Source organism: Amycolatopsis saalfeldensis, from assembly GCF_900110575.1.
Lineage (GTDB): Bacteria > Actinomycetota > Actinomycetes > Mycobacteriales > Pseudonocardiaceae > Amycolatopsis > Amycolatopsis saalfeldensis.
In genome coordinates, this window is record NZ_FOEF01000010.1 from 56,184 (window position 1) to 70,732 (window position 14,549).

The 14,549-nt window shown below is 70.8% G+C and carries 13 protein-coding genes and 2 pseudogenes; 7 read left to right on the forward strand and 8 right to left on the reverse strand.

The features are described 5' to 3' along the window. Positions 1-151: 151 nt before the first annotated feature. The 6 genes and pseudogenes from BMY97_RS49365 to hrcA all read right to left on the reverse strand — a co-directional run. Positions 152-961: pseudogene (locus BMY97_RS49365) on the reverse strand (LAGLIDADG family homing endonuclease); the annotation flags it as partial. Then, positions 950-1,723, reverse strand: a pseudogene (locus BMY97_RS48515) (PhoH family protein); the annotation flags it as partial. The pseudogenes BMY97_RS49365 and BMY97_RS48515, both read right to left, overlap by 12 nt. A 103-nt stretch (positions 1,724-1,826) precedes the next feature. Next, complete coding sequence (locus tag BMY97_RS22605; RefSeq protein WP_177231498.1) at positions 1,827-2,186, reverse strand: histidine triad nucleotide-binding protein; 360 nt, start codon at positions 2,184-2,186, stop codon at positions 1,827-1,829. Between the two features lie 389 nt (positions 2,187-2,575). Next, complete coding sequence (locus BMY97_RS22610) at positions 2,576-3,328, reverse strand: 16S rRNA (uracil(1498)-N(3))-methyltransferase (protein ID WP_091619290.1); 753 nt, start codon at positions 3,326-3,328, stop codon at positions 2,576-2,578. Between the two features lie 13 nt (positions 3,329-3,341). Further along, positions 3,342-4,502: a molecular chaperone DnaJ gene (dnaJ, locus tag BMY97_RS22615; RefSeq protein ID WP_091619292.1), complete on the reverse strand. Its 1,161-nt coding sequence runs from the start codon at positions 4,500-4,502 to the stop codon at positions 3,342-3,344. A gap of 42 nt (positions 4,503-4,544) precedes the next feature. Further along, positions 4,545-5,570, reverse strand: coding sequence for a heat-inducible transcriptional repressor HrcA (hrcA, locus tag BMY97_RS22620; RefSeq protein WP_091619294.1), 1,026 nt, complete (start codon positions 5,568-5,570; stop codon positions 4,545-4,547). A gap of 244 nt (positions 5,571-5,814) precedes the next feature. On the opposite strand from hrcA, the gene BMY97_RS22625 reads away from it, so the two are divergent. The 5 genes from BMY97_RS22625 to BMY97_RS22645 all read left to right on the forward strand — a co-directional run bounded on the left by BMY97_RS22625 (position 5,815) and on the right by BMY97_RS22645 (position 9,167). Further along, entirely contained in the window at positions 5,815-6,351 is a 537-nt protein-coding gene (locus BMY97_RS22625) for a YbaB/EbfC family nucleoid-associated protein (RefSeq protein ID WP_091619825.1), read from the forward strand. Next, a complete protein-coding gene (locus BMY97_RS22630; RefSeq protein WP_091619296.1) occupies positions 6,351-6,668 on the forward strand; it encodes a type VII secretion target in 318 nt (105 codons plus the stop codon). The genes BMY97_RS22625 and BMY97_RS22630 overlap by 1 nt, the downstream gene beginning before the upstream one ends. A gap of 2 nt (positions 6,669-6,670) precedes the next feature. Next, positions 6,671-7,933, forward strand: a complete 1,263-nt coding sequence (locus tag BMY97_RS22635; RefSeq protein ID WP_091619298.1) for a WXG100 family type VII secretion target — start codon at positions 6,671-6,673, stop codon at positions 7,931-7,933. 123 nt (positions 7,934-8,056) lie between these two features. Continuing rightward, positions 8,057-8,572, forward strand: a complete 516-nt coding sequence (locus BMY97_RS22640) for a hypothetical protein (RefSeq protein ID WP_091619300.1) — start codon at positions 8,057-8,059, stop codon at positions 8,570-8,572. Between the two features lie 28 nt (positions 8,573-8,600). Continuing rightward, positions 8,601-9,167: a hypothetical protein gene (locus BMY97_RS22645; RefSeq protein WP_091619302.1), complete on the forward strand. Its 567-nt coding sequence runs from the start codon at positions 8,601-8,603 to the stop codon at positions 9,165-9,167. Between the two features lie 5 nt (positions 9,168-9,172). On the opposite strand, the gene BMY97_RS22650 is transcribed toward BMY97_RS22645, so the two are convergent. Further along, entirely contained in the window at positions 9,173-10,663 is a 1,491-nt protein-coding gene (locus BMY97_RS22650) for a CoA-acylating methylmalonate-semialdehyde dehydrogenase (RefSeq protein WP_091619304.1), read from the reverse strand. Between the two features lie 145 nt (positions 10,664-10,808). On the opposite strand from BMY97_RS22650, the gene BMY97_RS22655 reads away from it, so the two are divergent. Together BMY97_RS22655 and BMY97_RS22660 are read left to right on the forward strand one after the other, a co-directional pair. Continuing rightward, positions 10,809-12,455 (forward strand): PucR family transcriptional regulator, encoded by a 1,647-nt coding sequence (locus tag BMY97_RS22655; RefSeq protein WP_091619306.1) that lies wholly within the window; start codon positions 10,809-10,811, stop codon positions 12,453-12,455. 28 nt (positions 12,456-12,483) lie between these two features. After that, a complete protein-coding gene (locus tag BMY97_RS22660; protein WP_091619308.1) occupies positions 12,484-12,876 on the forward strand; it encodes an SSI family serine proteinase inhibitor in 393 nt (130 codons plus the stop codon). Here the strand turns inward: BMY97_RS22660 and BMY97_RS22665 are convergent. Beyond that, positions 12,873-14,471, reverse strand: coding sequence for a DUF4153 domain-containing protein (locus tag BMY97_RS22665; RefSeq protein WP_342744048.1), 1,599 nt, complete (start codon positions 14,469-14,471; stop codon positions 12,873-12,875). The genes BMY97_RS22660 and BMY97_RS22665 overlap by 4 nt on opposite strands. Positions 14,472-14,549 lie beyond the last annotated feature (78 nt).

Sequence of the window (14,549 nt, forward strand, 5' to 3'; positions counted from 1 at the left end):
CCTCCTGATAGCGCTGCCGCTTGCGGGTGAGCCGGAACGGCAGGATCCCGTCGGGAAGCCGGATCTCGACGATGTACGCATCGTGCCGGTATGCGACCTCGCGCCCCTTGGCCCGGCCCGGCGTGCGCCCCAGCGCCGCGCGGCGGCGAACGTAGGCGACCCCTCCGAGCGACTGCACCAAGCGGATGACGTCGTCCTTCAGCCGCGCCGAGGTGGTCGTGTACTGGATACGGCAGGTGCGGCCACGCTGTGCCACCGGCCCGCCGTCGGAGTCCAGCAGGCCTTGCAGGACGGCGAGGCGGACCTCCGCCGAGTTCTGGAGGTACTGCTCCGGAACGAACTTCGAATGCGACCGGGTGCCGATGAGCTCCAAGGCCCGCAACGCCTCGGTGACCGGGTTTTCGAGGGTGATGACCTCGCCCGGCTGCCGCACCCGGTTGAGGACGTAGTCGACCCCGCCCTTGTTGCGTACCCGCACTCCGGGCAAGGCCGCTTCCAGGGCGAAGGCCAGCTCCGGATCTTCGGTGGAGAAGCCCGGTGTCGTCGCGCCGGTGAGGCAGCCGTCGCCGAGCAGCAGCCCCAAGGCGTACGGGTCGAGGGGGACTTCTTGCTCGGGATGGCACACCGGCGCCGTGAGCATCGGGAGCTCGTACCGCCGGGCATGCGCGGCCCGGAGCCGGCCGATCATCTCCTTGGTTTCAAGCACTCGCCACGGCTTGTCGCGGCGCTTGTCGGAGGCGGTCCTGACCGTCCAGAGGTGCTCGCCGCAGCAGAGCGTCGAAGACCCGTCGCTCGCGGTGACCCGGTAGATGTCCTTCTCGCCCTGCGGGTACACGCCGAGGACGAGCGTCGGCTCCCCCCTCGAGCCGATGACCAGGTCGCCGATCCGCAGGTCGCCGATGGGACGCCAGCCGTCCGGTGTCAGCACGGGCGTGGTGGTCGGCTGCGCGCGGCCGCGCATGTAGGCGAGCGGGGCGATCTCGATGGTGCCGGCCTGCATCAGCCGCGGGATCGATTCGGGCTCGACCATGTCGTGCAGCGCGTCGTAGAGCGGGCGCAGGTACGGGTCGATCTTCTCGTTGAGCGTGCCGGGCAGGTAGCCGAGCCGCTCGCCGGCCTCGACCGCGGGGCGGGTCAGCACGATCCGGCTGACCTGCTTGGCCTGCAGCGCCTGGACGGCCTTCGCCATGGCGAGGTAGGTCTTGCCGGTGCCGGCCGGGCCGATGCCGAAGACGATGGTGTGCTTGTCGATCGCGTCGACGTAGCGCTTCTGGTTCAGCGTCTTGGGCCGGATCGTCTTGCCGCGGCGGGAGACGATGTTGAGGCTGAGCACCTCGGCCGGGGACGCGTCGCCGGTGGAGAGCATGCCGACGGTGCGGCGCACCGTGTCCGGGCCGACCTGCTGGCCGCCACCGGCGAGCTGCACCAGCTCGGTGAACACACGCTCGGCGAACGCGACATCAGCGGGCAACCCGGTAAGCGTCACCTCGTTGCCACGAACATGCACGTCCGCGGCGAGCAGCTCCTCGGCGACGCGCAAGTTCTCGTCACGCGAGCCCAGCAAGCTCAGCGCAGCGGCGTCAGGGATGGGAAAACGGGACTGAGCCTGAGCCACGCCGCCCTCGGCGGCAGCGGCGCCCTCATTCTTCGATGCCGAACTCTTCGACACCTTCGACGCGGGAACGTCGGGTCGGGCGGCTCCACCCTGTGCGGTTCCGGCCACGTGGCCTCTGGCCTGCTTTCTGCGCTTCTGGGACTTCTCGGACTACGGACTGATCTGCCCACGATGCTACTGGCTGCCGCCCGCCGCCCGCAGGTCGGTTTCCCTACACCCCAGGTTTGCCGAACAGCCCCAGCTGCTCCCCACCCAACACATGCGCATGCACGTGAAAAACCGTCTGCCCCGCATCCCCATCGGTATTGAACACAACCCGATACCCGGACTCCGCGATCCCCTCGGCCTCAGCCACCCGCCGACAAGCCCCCACCACATCCCCCAACAACCCAGGATCCGCTTCCGCCAACTCCCCCACATTCCGATACCGCACCCGAGGCACCACCAACACATGCACCCTGGCCTGCGGATTTATATCCCGAAACGCAAACGTCTTCTCATCCTCATACACCACATCAGCAGGAATCTCCCCACCGATAATCCGCTCGAACAACGTCTCCGCATCACTCATCCCCCCCACCCTACAAACCACCCCGCCCCCCACGCCGAAGGCGACCCTAAAACCCAACCACGCTGGTTCAGCGACAAACCGCACCGTGGGGGTCCGGGGGCTCGGCCCCCGGGAAATACGCGGAAACCGCTGCGGCGAAGGAGGTGCGCCAGCACCTACGAAGACGCCGCGGGCGGTGGAGCCTGGGGGTCGCTCCACCGCTCCGCGGCTCCGCCGGACCGAGGGGGGAGGTGCCCGGCGGGGTTTTCGGGTACGCGCACACCGGTATTCCCACCCAGTTGCGCGCCGAAACCTTGGTTTTCTTGCGCGTTGGTCACGAGCGTAGCTGCCCGGAGCGTGATCACGCCATAACTCGCCGCAAAATCCGCGCGTTTTTTCCCTGGTCCGGCTCAGTGCCAGCGGCTGGTCAGGGCGCCCAGTGCGCCCAGGGCGACGGCGGCAGCAGTGGAGGTGCGGAGCACTGCCGGGCCGAGGCGGACGGCGATGGCGCCGGCGGCGCGCAGGGTGGCGAGTTCGTCGTCGGTGATGCCGCCTTCGGGGCCGACGACGAGCAGGATGTCGCCGGTGTCGGGCAGGTCGACTTCGGTGAGGCGGCTGGTGACGCCGGATTCGAGCACGAGGGTGCGGGACATGGTGGCGGCGAGCTGGGCGAGTTCGCGGGTGCCGACGGGCTCGGTGACGTCGGGGATGTGGGCGCGGCGGGCTTGTTTGGCGGCGGAGCGGGCGGTGGCGCGCCAGCGGGCGAGGGCTTTGTCGCCGCGGGCGCCGTCTTCCCAGCGGGCGACGCTGCGGGCGGCGCGCCAGGGGACCACCGCGTCGGCGCCGGCCTCGGTGGCCAGCTCGACCGCCAGCTCGCCGCGGTCGCCCTTGACCAGTGCCTGCGCGACGTGCACGCGCAGCGCGGGCGGCTCCTCCGTCCAGCGTTCGACGACGGCGAGGGTGAGCTGGGCGTCGCGTCCGGCTTGGACGGCTTCGACGGTGCAGCGCGCCATCGCGCCGGCGCCGTCGGAGAGCACGAGCTGCTCACCCACGCGCAGCCGGCGGACGGTGGCGGCGTGCCGGGCCTCCTCGCCGTCGAGCACCGCCCGGCCGCTCTCGGGCAGGGCGGTGGCGAGGAAGACCGGCAGCGTCGTGTCGGGCACTTTCCGGCTCGGCCTAGCGGTTCTTGGCGCGGAGCTTGGAGAACAGGCCGCCGTGCTTGCTGCCGTTGGAGGCCAGCGTCGGCACCTCTTCGCCGCGCTGCTGGGCGAGGTCCACGAGCAGGTCCCGCTGGGCCTCGTCGAGCTTGGTCGGCACCACGACGTCGACGTGCACGTGCAGGTCGCCGCGGCCGTCGACGCGGCCGGACGAGCGCAGCCGCGGCATGCCCTTGGCGGTGAGCACCAGCTCGGTGTTGGGCTGGGTGCCGGGCTCGATGTCCAGCTCGTAGTCGCCGTCGACCAGGGTGGTGATCGGCACGGTGGCGCCGAGCGCGGCAGTGGTCATCGGGATGCGGAAGTTGCAGTGCAGCTCGTTGCCCTCGCGGATGAACACCTCGTGCGGCGTCTCGTCGATCTCCACGTACAGGTCGCCCGCCGGGCCGCCGCCGGGGCCGACCTCGCCCTGGCCGGACAGCCGGATGCGCATGCCGTCGCCGACGCCCGGCGGGATCTTCGCCGTGACGTTGCGCCGCGCGCGGATCCGCCCGTCGCCGCCGCACTGGCGGCACGGGTCGGGGATGACCTCGCCGAGGCCGCGGCAGACCGGGCACGGCCGGGCCGTGACGACCTGGCCGAGGAACGAGCGCTGCACCGACTGCACCTCGCCGGCGCCGCCGCAGGTGTCGCAGGTCTTCGTGGTCGTGCCCTCCGCGGCGCCGGCGCCGCGGCACAGGTCGCAGACCACGGCGGTGTCGACCGTGATCTCCCGGTCCGCGCCGGTGGCGCACTCCTCCAGCGTGAGCGCGAGCCGGATCAGCGCGTCGGAGCCGGGCTGCACGCGGCTGCGCGGGCCCCGTCCGCGGCCGCCTCCGCCGCCGGCCGCGCCGAAGAACGCGTCCATGATGTCGCCGAGCCCGCCGAAGCCCGCGAACGGGTCGCCGCCGCCCCCGCGCGCACCCGAGTCCATCGGGTCGCCGCCGAGGTCGACGACCTTGCGCTTCTGCGGGTCCGAGAGCACCTCGTAGGCGGTGGTCACCTCGCCGAACCTGTGCTGCGCGTCCTCCGACGGGTTCACGTCGGGGTGAAGCTCACGGGCCAGCTTGCGGTACGCGCGCTTGATCTCCTGATCGGACGCGTTCTTGGCCACCCCGAGGATCCCGTAGTAGTCCCTCGCCACCGTCTTCGCCTTCTCCTTCTGCTCCGCCCGGCCCGCTGCTGATCAGCGGGCGGACAGGATCTGCCCCACGTAGTTGGCCACCGCGCGGACCGCCGCGATGGTGCCCGGGTAGTCCATCCGGGTCGGTCCGACGATGCCCATGCCCCCCAGGATCATGTCGTCGGCGCCGTAGCCGATCGACACCACGGAGGTGCTTCGCATCTGTTCGTCCTCATTTTCCTCACCGATGCGGACCGTCACCGCACCGGGGTTGCGCGCCGCCGCCAGCAGCTTGAGCACGACCACCTGCTCCTCGAGCGCCTCCAGCACCTGCCGCAGCGAGCCGGGGAAGTCCGCGACGTTGCGGGTCAGGTTGGCCGTGCCGCCGAGCACCAGCCGTTCTTCCGGGTGATCGACGAGCGACTCCACCAGAACCGTACAGATACGGGTGAGGCTGTCGCGCAGGTCGGCCGGTGCCGCCTCGGGCAGCTCGGCGACGCGGGCGGCGGCCTCGGCCAGCCGGCGCCCGGCCAGCGCGCCGTTGAGCACCGTGCGCAGCCGGAGCACGCCCTCCTCGGTGACCACGTCGCCGAGGTCCACGGTGCGCTGGTCGACCCGGCCGGAGTCGGTGATCAGCACCAGCATCAGCCGCGCCGGCGTGAGCGGGACCACCTCGAGGTGGCGGACCGCCGCGTTGGTCAGCATCGGGTACTGCACCACCGCGACCTGGCGGGTGAGCTGCGCGAGCAGCCGGACCGAGCGGCGGAGCACGTCGTCGAGGTCGGTGCCGGAGTCGAGGAAGCTGATGATCGCGCGGCGCTCGGCCGGGGACAGCGGCTTGATCTCCGAGAGCCGGTCGACGAACAGCCGGTACCCCTTGTCCGTGGGGATCCGGCCGGCGCTGGTGTGCGGCTGGGCGATGTAGCCCTCTTCCTCGAGCGCCGCCATGTCGTTGCGCACCGTGGCGCTGGAGACGCCGAGGTTGTGCCGTTCGACGATGGTCTTCGAGCCGACCGGCTCCTGGTTCGAGACGTAGTCGGCGACGATCGCGCGAAGAACCTCGAAGCGACGTTCGTCCGTGTTCGCCACCCGCACCTCCCTGGTCTGGCCCCGCTACTCACAACGAGTTTACGGAAGCCTGAGTGCCCGGCGCTCAACCCGCCGGGGTCACCGCGGCCGGCCGGACCGCCCGCACTTGTTAAATGGTTGGCAAACGACACTTAATAAAGGCGAATCGGACAAATCAAAACTTCGCTTGCCGAGGGAACCGTAACCGGGTTTGCTGCCTCAGAAAGACCATGGTGGAACCGAGGACCCGAGGGCAGTTGTGGACATGAATGCAGGCGCACCCAATACCTCCGATATCGCTGAAATCGGGCAGCGGGCCGCCGAGGCCCAGGAACGGCTGAAGCACGTCGCCGCGACCGCGACGAGCGCCGACGGGGCGGTCACCGTCACCGTGAACACCGCCGGAGCACTGCAGCAGCTGTCCTTCGGCCCGCGGTCCGAGGAGATGCCGCGCGCCGCGCTGGCCGCGGCCGTGGTCGCCACGGCCCAGCGCGCGCAGGCGCAGGCAGCCCACCAGCTGACCGCGATCATGGCGCCGGTGATCGGTGAGAACAGCGACGCCATGAAATTCCTGGAAGAGCAGATCCCGGCGCCCGAGGTCGAGGAGGAAGCGCCGCCCGCCGACCCGCAGCGGCAATTCTTCAATCGCGAGGACGAATTCCCGCCGCCCCCGCCGCCGGCCCGTCCGGGCCCGCCCTCGGCCCCGCCGCGCCCGTCCCGGCCCACCCGGCCGCCGGCGGGCAACATCGATGACGACGACTACTACTACAACGGCGGCTCGATCCTGGGGAGGGGCAACTGATGCCAGATCAGAAGGTCAGTCTGGAAGCGCTGCAGACGCACAAGGGCGAGGTGCAGAGCATCGGCGACGGCGTCAAGGCGGCCGCGCAGGCGACCGCCGGCGCCGGCCAGGCGATGAGCGACAACTCGTTCGGGCTCGTCGGGGCGCCGTTCGGCGCGGCGATGGAGATCTGGACGGCCATCGCGTCGTCCTTCATCAGCGACGTCGCGAGCTCGGCCGAGGACATCGCGAACAAGCTCCAGCAGGCCCACGACCTGTACAGCGATCACGACAAGCAGACGGCCGGGCACATCAACGGCATCGGCAAGGAGCTGTAGGCATGACCGAGACGCAGGAGAACCCCCTCGTCGCGAAGTCCGAGTCGCCGACCGGCTTCACCACGAACATGGGCTCGGCGCCCAAGGAGATGGACAACCTCAACGCCCAGACCTCGGGCGCGGGCATCCTCAACGACGTCGCCTCGACGATCACCGACGCCCGCAACGGCGACTGGCTGAACTTCGGCGTGGACGTCGCCACGGACGGCCTCGACCTGCTCGGCGCGGCGATGGACCCGCTCGGCACGCTCGCGAGCGCGGGCGTCGGCTGGCTGATCGAGCACATCAGCTTCCTCAAGGAGGGCCTCGACCAGCTCGCGGGCAACCCCGAGGCGGTCACGGCGAAGGCCACGACCTGGGAGAACGTCTCCAAGCAGCTGGAGCAGAGCGCCGGCCAGTACGAGCAGGCCGCGGCGAAGGTGGCCCCGGACTTCCAGGGCCAGGGCGGGCAGGCCTACCAGGACACGGCGAAGGGCTACGCGGCGACGCTGCGCGGTGCCTCCGGGCAGGCGCACGCCGCCTCGATCGGCATGAACGTGGCGGCCGCGCTGGTCGGCACCGAGCGCGGCCTGATCCGCGACATGATCTCGTCCTTCGTGGGCGAGCTGATCATCAAGGGCCTGGCCGCGCTGGCGGCGTCGTGGTGCACCTTCGGCGGCACGATCGCGGCGTTCATCGCCGACACCGTGGTCGAGGGCGGCATCTTGGCCGAGAAGATCGGCACCCGCATCGCCAAGGTCGTCGAGCAGCTGGAAAAGCTCGCCAAGAGCGCCGGCAAGTCCAAAGCGGCCATCGAGGACGCCGCGAACGCGCTGAAGAAGCTCGGCAAGGCCGCGGACAAGGTGACCGACAAGAGCGTCGACCTGGCCGCGAACATCGAGAAGAAGGGCAACGAGCTCACCGACTCCGCCCGCGCCGCCGGGAAGTCCCATGTGGACGAAAGCGTCGGCGACAAGGCCGAACGCTGGAAGGAATCGACTGCGGAGAAGGTGCCCTTTCACGACAAGCTCGAGGGGGCGGGCGACAAAGTCTCCGAGCACGGGCGCAATTTCCTCAGCCCCGAAGGCTGGCAGAAGGCCGGCGGGGACGTGCCGAAGCCGAGTTCCGCGGACTGGGTCGGCGCCGGCACGGAGGCGCGGCGTCAGGAGAACGAGCAGGTCGACCGTCAGCGTGAAGGCGCAGAGGCCTACAAGAAGGAGCACGAAGGCGAAAAGCCCGAAGGGGGCGAAAAGCCGCAGGGCGGCGGCGAAGGAAAGCCCGAGTGACGGTAGAGCAGGATGAAGTCGCCCGCTTCAGCCGGAGTGGGCGGCTTCACTCTTCCCCGCGCAGCTAAGGATCCTGATGAATCTGCCGTACAGCAAGCAAGGCTCACCGGAAGGTTGCGGCGCATGACGACTCCGGTCAGCCCCGCGGAGGTGGCCGCGGCCAATCTCGCCGGCCGACTGCACCCGTCCCAGCGCGGCAAAGTGCTGGACGTGGTCTTCTGGATCCTGCTCATCGTGGGTGTCGCGATGGTGTTGCTCGCTGTCATCCTTCCGCTCACCACCGACGTCTTTTCCAGCGCAAAGTCCGGGCAGTCTCTGGCAGCCATGCCCTTTGTCGTCCTGCTGGCGGTGCTGTGCCTGTTCTTCTGCTGGCGGCGTTACCGAGATCTCCACCGGCCTTTGATTCTCATCACCGGCTGGACTCACGACTTCGGGAAAGCCAGCTGCACGGACGAGTACCCCATCGGCATGAGGTTCCAGAGCCAAGGCATCATGACGGCCGAACGCCGAGAACTGCGAGCAGGTGGGAAAACCTACCTTCCGAGCAGGGAAATGTGGGCACTGATCCAACCCAACCGAAACAACACGCTGTGCCTCCTGCCCAGGAGCAAGGTGCTGGTCAACGTCATTCCCTCCTGAATCCTCCGCACAGCAAGGAAAAGCCCGAATGACGACGAGCCCGGACGTGGAGTTGGCCAATCGCAACGGCCGGCTCCACCCGTCCCAGCGCTGGAAGATTCTGGACCTGAACTTCTGGGCGGCCGCTGTGCTCGTGGTCGCCGGGATCGTCGGAATGGTGGCTCTTGCGGTCAAGGCCGTCGGCGACGTCGGCGATGCGAATCAGCTGAACGAAGTCACCGGCAAGACCACCATTTCGCCGGTGTTCATGCTGATCCCCGATCTCCTGCTGATGGTCCTCGCGCTCGCGTTGACCGGCTGGTTCGCCTTCGTCTGCCGGCGGAGGCTGGCGGAGGTGCGTGACGGGCGGCTCGTCGTGGTCACCGGCTGGACACACGACTTCGGGAAGGTCTCCGTCAGGCCCACGGCACCGGAGCAGTACCCGATCTACCTGTATTCGATGATGAAGCGGATCTGGTTCACCTACCTCGTCGTGAACGGACACAGCTACCGCATCGACGACATGAAGCTGCAGGGCCGGCTTCAGGGCGAGCGCACCAACATCGTGCTTTCCACGCCCCGCACCAAGATCCTGATCAACGTGCTGCCCGCCTGAACCGCTCAGGAGTTGCCGGGAAACCCGAGGTTCACCCCCGCGTGCGAAGTGTCCGGCCACCGCGAAGTGACCACCTTCGTCCGCGTGTAGAAGTGGAAACCCTCCGGCCCATACGCGTGGCTGTCGCCGAGCAATGAGTCCTTCCAGCCGCCGAAGGAGTAATAGCTGACGGGGACCGGGATCGGGACGTTGACGCCGATCATGCCGACCTCGGCCTCGTTCTGGAAGCGGCGGGCGGCGGCGCCGTCGCCGGTGAAGATGGCGGTGCCGTTGCCGTAGGGGTTGGCGTTGATCAAAGCCAGGGCGTCGTCGTACGAAGCCGCGCGCGCCACCGACAGGACCGGGCCGAAGATTTCGTCGGTGTAGATCGACATTTCGGGGCGGACGTGGTCGAACAGGGTGGGGCCGAGCCAGAAGCCGTCGCCGGGCACCTCGATTCCGCGGCCGTCCATCACCAGGGCGGCACCCGAGGCGACGCCGGCGTCCACATAGGACTTCACGCGCTCGTGGTGGGCCTTCGTGACCAGCGGCCCCATCTCCGACGCCGGGTCCCGGCCGTCGCCGACGCGCAGGCGGGCCATCCGCTCGGTGATCTTCGCGACCAGCTCGTCACCCACCGGGTCCACGGCGACCACCACCGAGACCGCCATGCACCGCTCCCCCGCCGAGCCGAACCCGGCGGACACGGCGGCGTCCGCGGCCAGGTCCAGGTCCGCGTCGGGCAGCACGACCATGTGGTTCTTCGCGCCGCCGAGGGCCTGGACGCGCTTGCCGTGCCGGGTGCCGGTTTCGTAGACGTAGCGCGCGATCGGCGTCGAACCGACGAAGGAGATCGCCTTGACGTCGCGGTGCTCCAGCAGGCCGTCGACCGCCGCCTTGTCGCCGTGCAGCACGTTCAGCGCGCCCGCGGGCAGCCCGGCTTCGGCGAACAGCTCCGCGATGAACACCGCGGCCGACGGGTCCTTCTCACTCGGCTTGAGGACCACGGTGTTGCCGCACGCCAGCGCGTTCGGCACGAACCACAGCGGCACCATCGCGGGGAAGTTGAACGGCGAGATCACGCCGACCACGCCCAGCGGCTGTGCGATCGAGTAGACGTCGACACCGGTGGACGCGTTTTCGCTGAAGCCGCCCTTGAGCATTTGCGCCGCGCCGCACGCGTACTCCACGTTCTCGAGCGCCCGCGCGATTTCGCCGGCCGCATCGGATTCGACCTTGCCGTGCTCGGCCGTGACGATCTTCACCAGCTCGTGCTTACGCGCGGAGAGCAGCTCCCGGAAGGCGAACAGCACACGCGTGCGCCCGGCCAGCGACGTCCCGCGCCAGCCCGGCAACGCGGCCGCGGCGGCGGCCACCGCCTGGTCCACCTCCGACGGGCCTGCGAAGTCCACCTTCGCCCGCACCTCGCCGGTCGCGGGGTCGAACACGTCCCCGCTGCGCCCGGCCGGGCCGGTGAACGGCTTGCCGTCGATCCAATGGCTGATGCGGTCGGTCACGGCGTGCGCTCCTTCTCGTCCCGGGCTCGCTGTCCACCCGAGTCTCCGGGCGGGCGCCACGCGGGCGCCATCGGCAACGTGTACGGACTGCCCGGCCCGGCCGTACAGTCTGTGCCTGCCGTCCGGAAGGAGGCCCGGGAACCCGATGTACCCGACCGTCGCCGAGGTGCTCGCGCTGCCGGTGCTGCGCCAGGGCCGTCCCCACGTCGTCGCGGGCAGCGCCGGGCTGGAGCGGGCCGTGCGGTGGGCGCACGTCGCCGAGATCGCCGAAATCGCGCCCCTGCTGCGCGGCGGCGAGCTGGTGCTGACCACCGGCGTCGCGCTGCCGGACGACGGCGCCGCGCTGGCCCGGTACGTCACGGACCTGGCCGAGGTCGGCGTCGCCGGAGTGGTGGTGGAGCTGGTGCGGCACTGGAGCGACCGGCTGCCGCGCGCGCTGGTCGAGGCCGCCGAGAAGTGCGGGCTGCCGCTGATCACGCTCTCGCGGGAGACCCGCTACGTCGCCGTCACCGAGGCGGTGAACGGGCTGATCGTCGACGCGCAGGTGGCCGAGCTGCGGGCGGCGGAACGCGTGCACGAGACGTTCACCGCACTCACCGTCGCGGGCGCCGAGCCGGGGGTGGTGCTGGGCGAGGTCGCGCGGCTGACCGGGCAGCCGGTGGTGCTGGAGACCCTCGAGCACGAGGTGCTGGCCTACGACGCGGCCGGCCTCGACCCGGGCGAGCTGCTCACGGGCTGGCCGGCGCGCTCGCGCGTGGTGCAGCTCGGCGAACGCACGGGCTATCACGCGGCGGCGGGCTTCCTGGTCACCGTCGTCGGCGCGCGCGGGCACGACTGGGGCCGGCTCGTGCTCGTCTGCGCGGAGCCGCCGCCGCACCGATTTCGCGTGGTCGCCGAGCGGGCCGCTTCGGCGCTGGCCGTGCACCGGCTCGTGGCCCGCGATTCCGACACGCTCGAACGCCAGGCCCACCGCGCCGTGCTGACCGAGCTGCTGGCCTCGCCCGCGCCGTCGGCCGAGGCGCTGGCCCGGGCCTCGGCGCTGGCCGTGCCGCTCACCGGACGGCGGCTGATCGGGCTGGCCGTGCGGCCCCGGGTCACCGCGACCACCCGGCCCGCGCTGTCCACCCCGCCGCTGCGGCGTGAGCTGGCCGAGGCGACCGCATTGGCAACGCGGCGGGCGAAGGTCTCCGCGCTGGTGTCCACGGACGAAACCGGGGTACGGGCGTTGATCGCGCTTTCCCCCGAGGCCGCGGCCGAAACGGTGCTGTCGCGGCTGGCGACCGACATCCACGAGGCCCGCGCGAGCGCGCCCTGCGTGATCGCCGTCGGCACGACCGTGACCGGCTCCGCGGAGGCGCGCCGCACGCTGGTCGAGGCCGCCCAGGTAGCCGCCGCCGCGCTGGGCGAGGGCGTCGAACGGCCGCTGCACCGGCTGCGCGACGTCCGGCTGCGCGGGCTGCTGCACCTGCTCGAAGGCGACGAGCGGGTGAGCGCGTTCGCCGCTCGTGAGCTGGGGCCGCTGTTGCAACGGGACACCGCCTCGGGCAGCCGGCTGGTGCAGGCATTGCGGCACTACTGCGAACAGGGCGGCAACAAGTCGGCCGCCGCCGTCGCCGCGCACACCTCGCGCACGGCGTACTACCAGCAGCTCGCGCGGATCGAACAGGTGCTCGGCGTGCGACTGGAGGACCCGGAGTCGATGCTGTCGCTGTACGTCGCGTTACTCGCGCACGACCTGGCCGCGGCCACCCGTACGAGCGAGGAAAACTCACCCGGAAGAGCAGCACAGTGAGCGGCTTCCGGCTGCCGATATCCGAAGTATGGTCTTCTCTTCTTTCGCTCCGATCGCCGCTTGTGTGCTCGGCCTGAGCGGTGTCGTCTCGCCGGTATCCACCGTGCCGATATCCACTGTGCCGGGGTCGATGCTGCAGCTGAGCACGCACGAAACGTCCGGCCGGACCGCGGCCGCCTCGCTGACCTGCCGGCCCACCGGCGGCAGCCACCCGGAGCGCGAAACCGCGTGCGCCGCGCTGATCGCCGCGGACGGCGACTTCGCCCGGATCAAGCCGCGGCTGCAGCGCTGCACGATGCTCTACGCGCCGGTGGACGTGTCCGCCGTCGGCACCTGGGCGGGCAAGCCGGTGTCGTTCCGCACGACTTACCCGAACCGGTGCACGGCGGACGCCCAGTCGTCCAGCGTCTTCGCGTTCTAGCGGCAGTCCGCCGCGGGCAGGCGGACCTCCCGCGCACTGGCCCGGCTGAGATTCCAGCCGGGCCAGTGCTCGTCCGGCAGGTCCCGCAGCACCGGGCGGAGCACGCAGCCGGCGTCCGGCAGCCGCTGCGCCACCACGGGCACGATGTCGGCGGAGAACCCGCCGAGGTAACGGGTGTCGAGCGGCTTCCCCTGCGCGGCCCGGTCGATGTCGGCCCCGGCGATCAGCGCCTCCGGATCGGCCACGGCCAGTGCGAGCAGCGCGGCCGCCGCGGTCGCGATCGCGGCCCGCGGCAGCCAGGCCGAGCGCAGCCGCACCAGTGCGACGCCGACCAGCAGGAACACACAGCCGAGCCAGATCTCGCAGACCTCCACCAGCAGCCGCAGCACGGTGAAGCCGTACGCCTCCTGGTAAGTCCACATGCGACTCAGCGCGGAGAGCACCAGGACCAGGCTCAACGCGGCCAGCGCGCCGAGCAGGATCCGCTGGCCGATCCGGTCGCCCTTCAGCTCACGCGGGCCCCAGCGCAGGGCGGCGGCGATGATGCCGAGCGTCAGGACCGTGCACGCGCAGAGCTGCCAGAAGCCGCCGCGGGCGTACTCGGCGGAGGTCAGTCCCCCGGTGCGGAGCACGTAATCCTTGCCCCCGAACAGAACCACGATCCGGACGGCGACGAAACCGGCAAAGATCACCACCAGCGTGGCGAGCGGGAGTGTCCACAGCAGACGGTCACCCCGCGCGGTCCGCGGCCCGTCCGTGGCGGGGAACGGCGGCGACGCGAGCAGGTAACACGCCCCGGTGACACCGAACAGCGCGACGCAGAACAGGAAGCCCCAGCGGAAGATCGCGCCGGCCCCCAGGTCGGGCACCATCTCCCCGACGAAGTGCGCGAAGGTCGCGTCCGCGCTGGTCAGCAGCGGCAGGAACACCACGATCACCGCCAAGGCGGCGAGCACGGCGCCGAACACCCGGCCGCGCTGCCGGCCCGCCCCGCGCAGCCCGCGAGCCACCCACGGGATCGAGCCGAAGGCCTCGATCGGAACCGCGAGCACGTCGTAGAACGTGGTGTTCATGGTGCGCCGCCCGACCACCGCGAGCGACCCGGTGACGGCCGCCGCTAGTCCACAAAGGATGAACAGCCAGCCGGACGCCCGCACCGCGCCCACGGCCAGCAGCGCCAGCGAAAGCGCGGCCCACCCGGCACTGGCCCGGGTGAAGTGCCGGGGCGCGTCACGCGGCCGCGCCCGCCGGTCCACCGCGAAGATCGCCCCGGCCAGCACCGCACCGGTCAGCACCCAGCCGATCCCGGGCCGGTCCAGCGGCACCACCACCGCGGCCACCAGCCCGGCCGCCCCCGCGGCGGGCAGGACCGCCGACGCCATCGGCACCACCTCGGACCTCGGCGGGGTCGCCGGGAGCAGCAGCACCGGGACCCGTGGCCCCGTCGCCGCTCGGGGATCGGTCCCGCCTTCCGCCGCGTCCTGCGTCTTCGCGGCCTGCAGCACGGACTCGGCCCAGCCCCGCGCCGTCCCCGCGGCACCCGGCGGAACGGCGTGCGCCGGACGGCGGGTGGATTCGGGATCTGTTTCGGACAAGGGTTCCTGCCTTTCTCCACAACAAACTCACGCGGCGTCGAATCGGACGCGGCGTTGTTCGCTTTCGCGAATTCACGA

Bases quoted from the DNA above. Each gene is read 5' to 3' on its own strand.
- BMY97_RS22605 (WP_177231498.1), bottom strand. From the start codon at position 2,186: ATGAGTGATGCGGAGACGTTGTTCGAGCGGATTATCGGTGGGGAGATT.
- BMY97_RS22625 (WP_091619825.1), top strand. From the start codon at position 5,815: ATGAATGCAGGCGCACCCAATACCTCCGATATCGCTGAAATCGGGCAG.
- BMY97_RS22630 (WP_091619296.1), top strand. From the start codon at position 6,351: ATGCCAGATCAGAAGGTCAGTCTGGAAGCGCTGCAGACGCACAAGGGC.
- BMY97_RS22635 (WP_091619298.1), top strand. From the start codon at position 6,671: ATGACCGAGACGCAGGAGAACCCCCTCGTCGCGAAGTCCGAGTCGCCG.
- BMY97_RS22640 (WP_091619300.1), top strand. From the start codon at position 8,057: ATGACGACTCCGGTCAGCCCCGCGGAGGTGGCCGCGGCCAATCTCGCC.
- BMY97_RS22645 (WP_091619302.1), top strand. From the start codon at position 8,601: ATGACGACGAGCCCGGACGTGGAGTTGGCCAATCGCAACGGCCGGCTC.
- BMY97_RS22655 (WP_091619306.1), top strand. From the start codon at position 10,809: ATGTACCCGACCGTCGCCGAGGTGCTCGCGCTGCCGGTGCTGCGCCAG.
- BMY97_RS22660 (WP_091619308.1), top strand. From the start codon at position 12,484: ATGGTCTTCTCTTCTTTCGCTCCGATCGCCGCTTGTGTGCTCGGCCTG.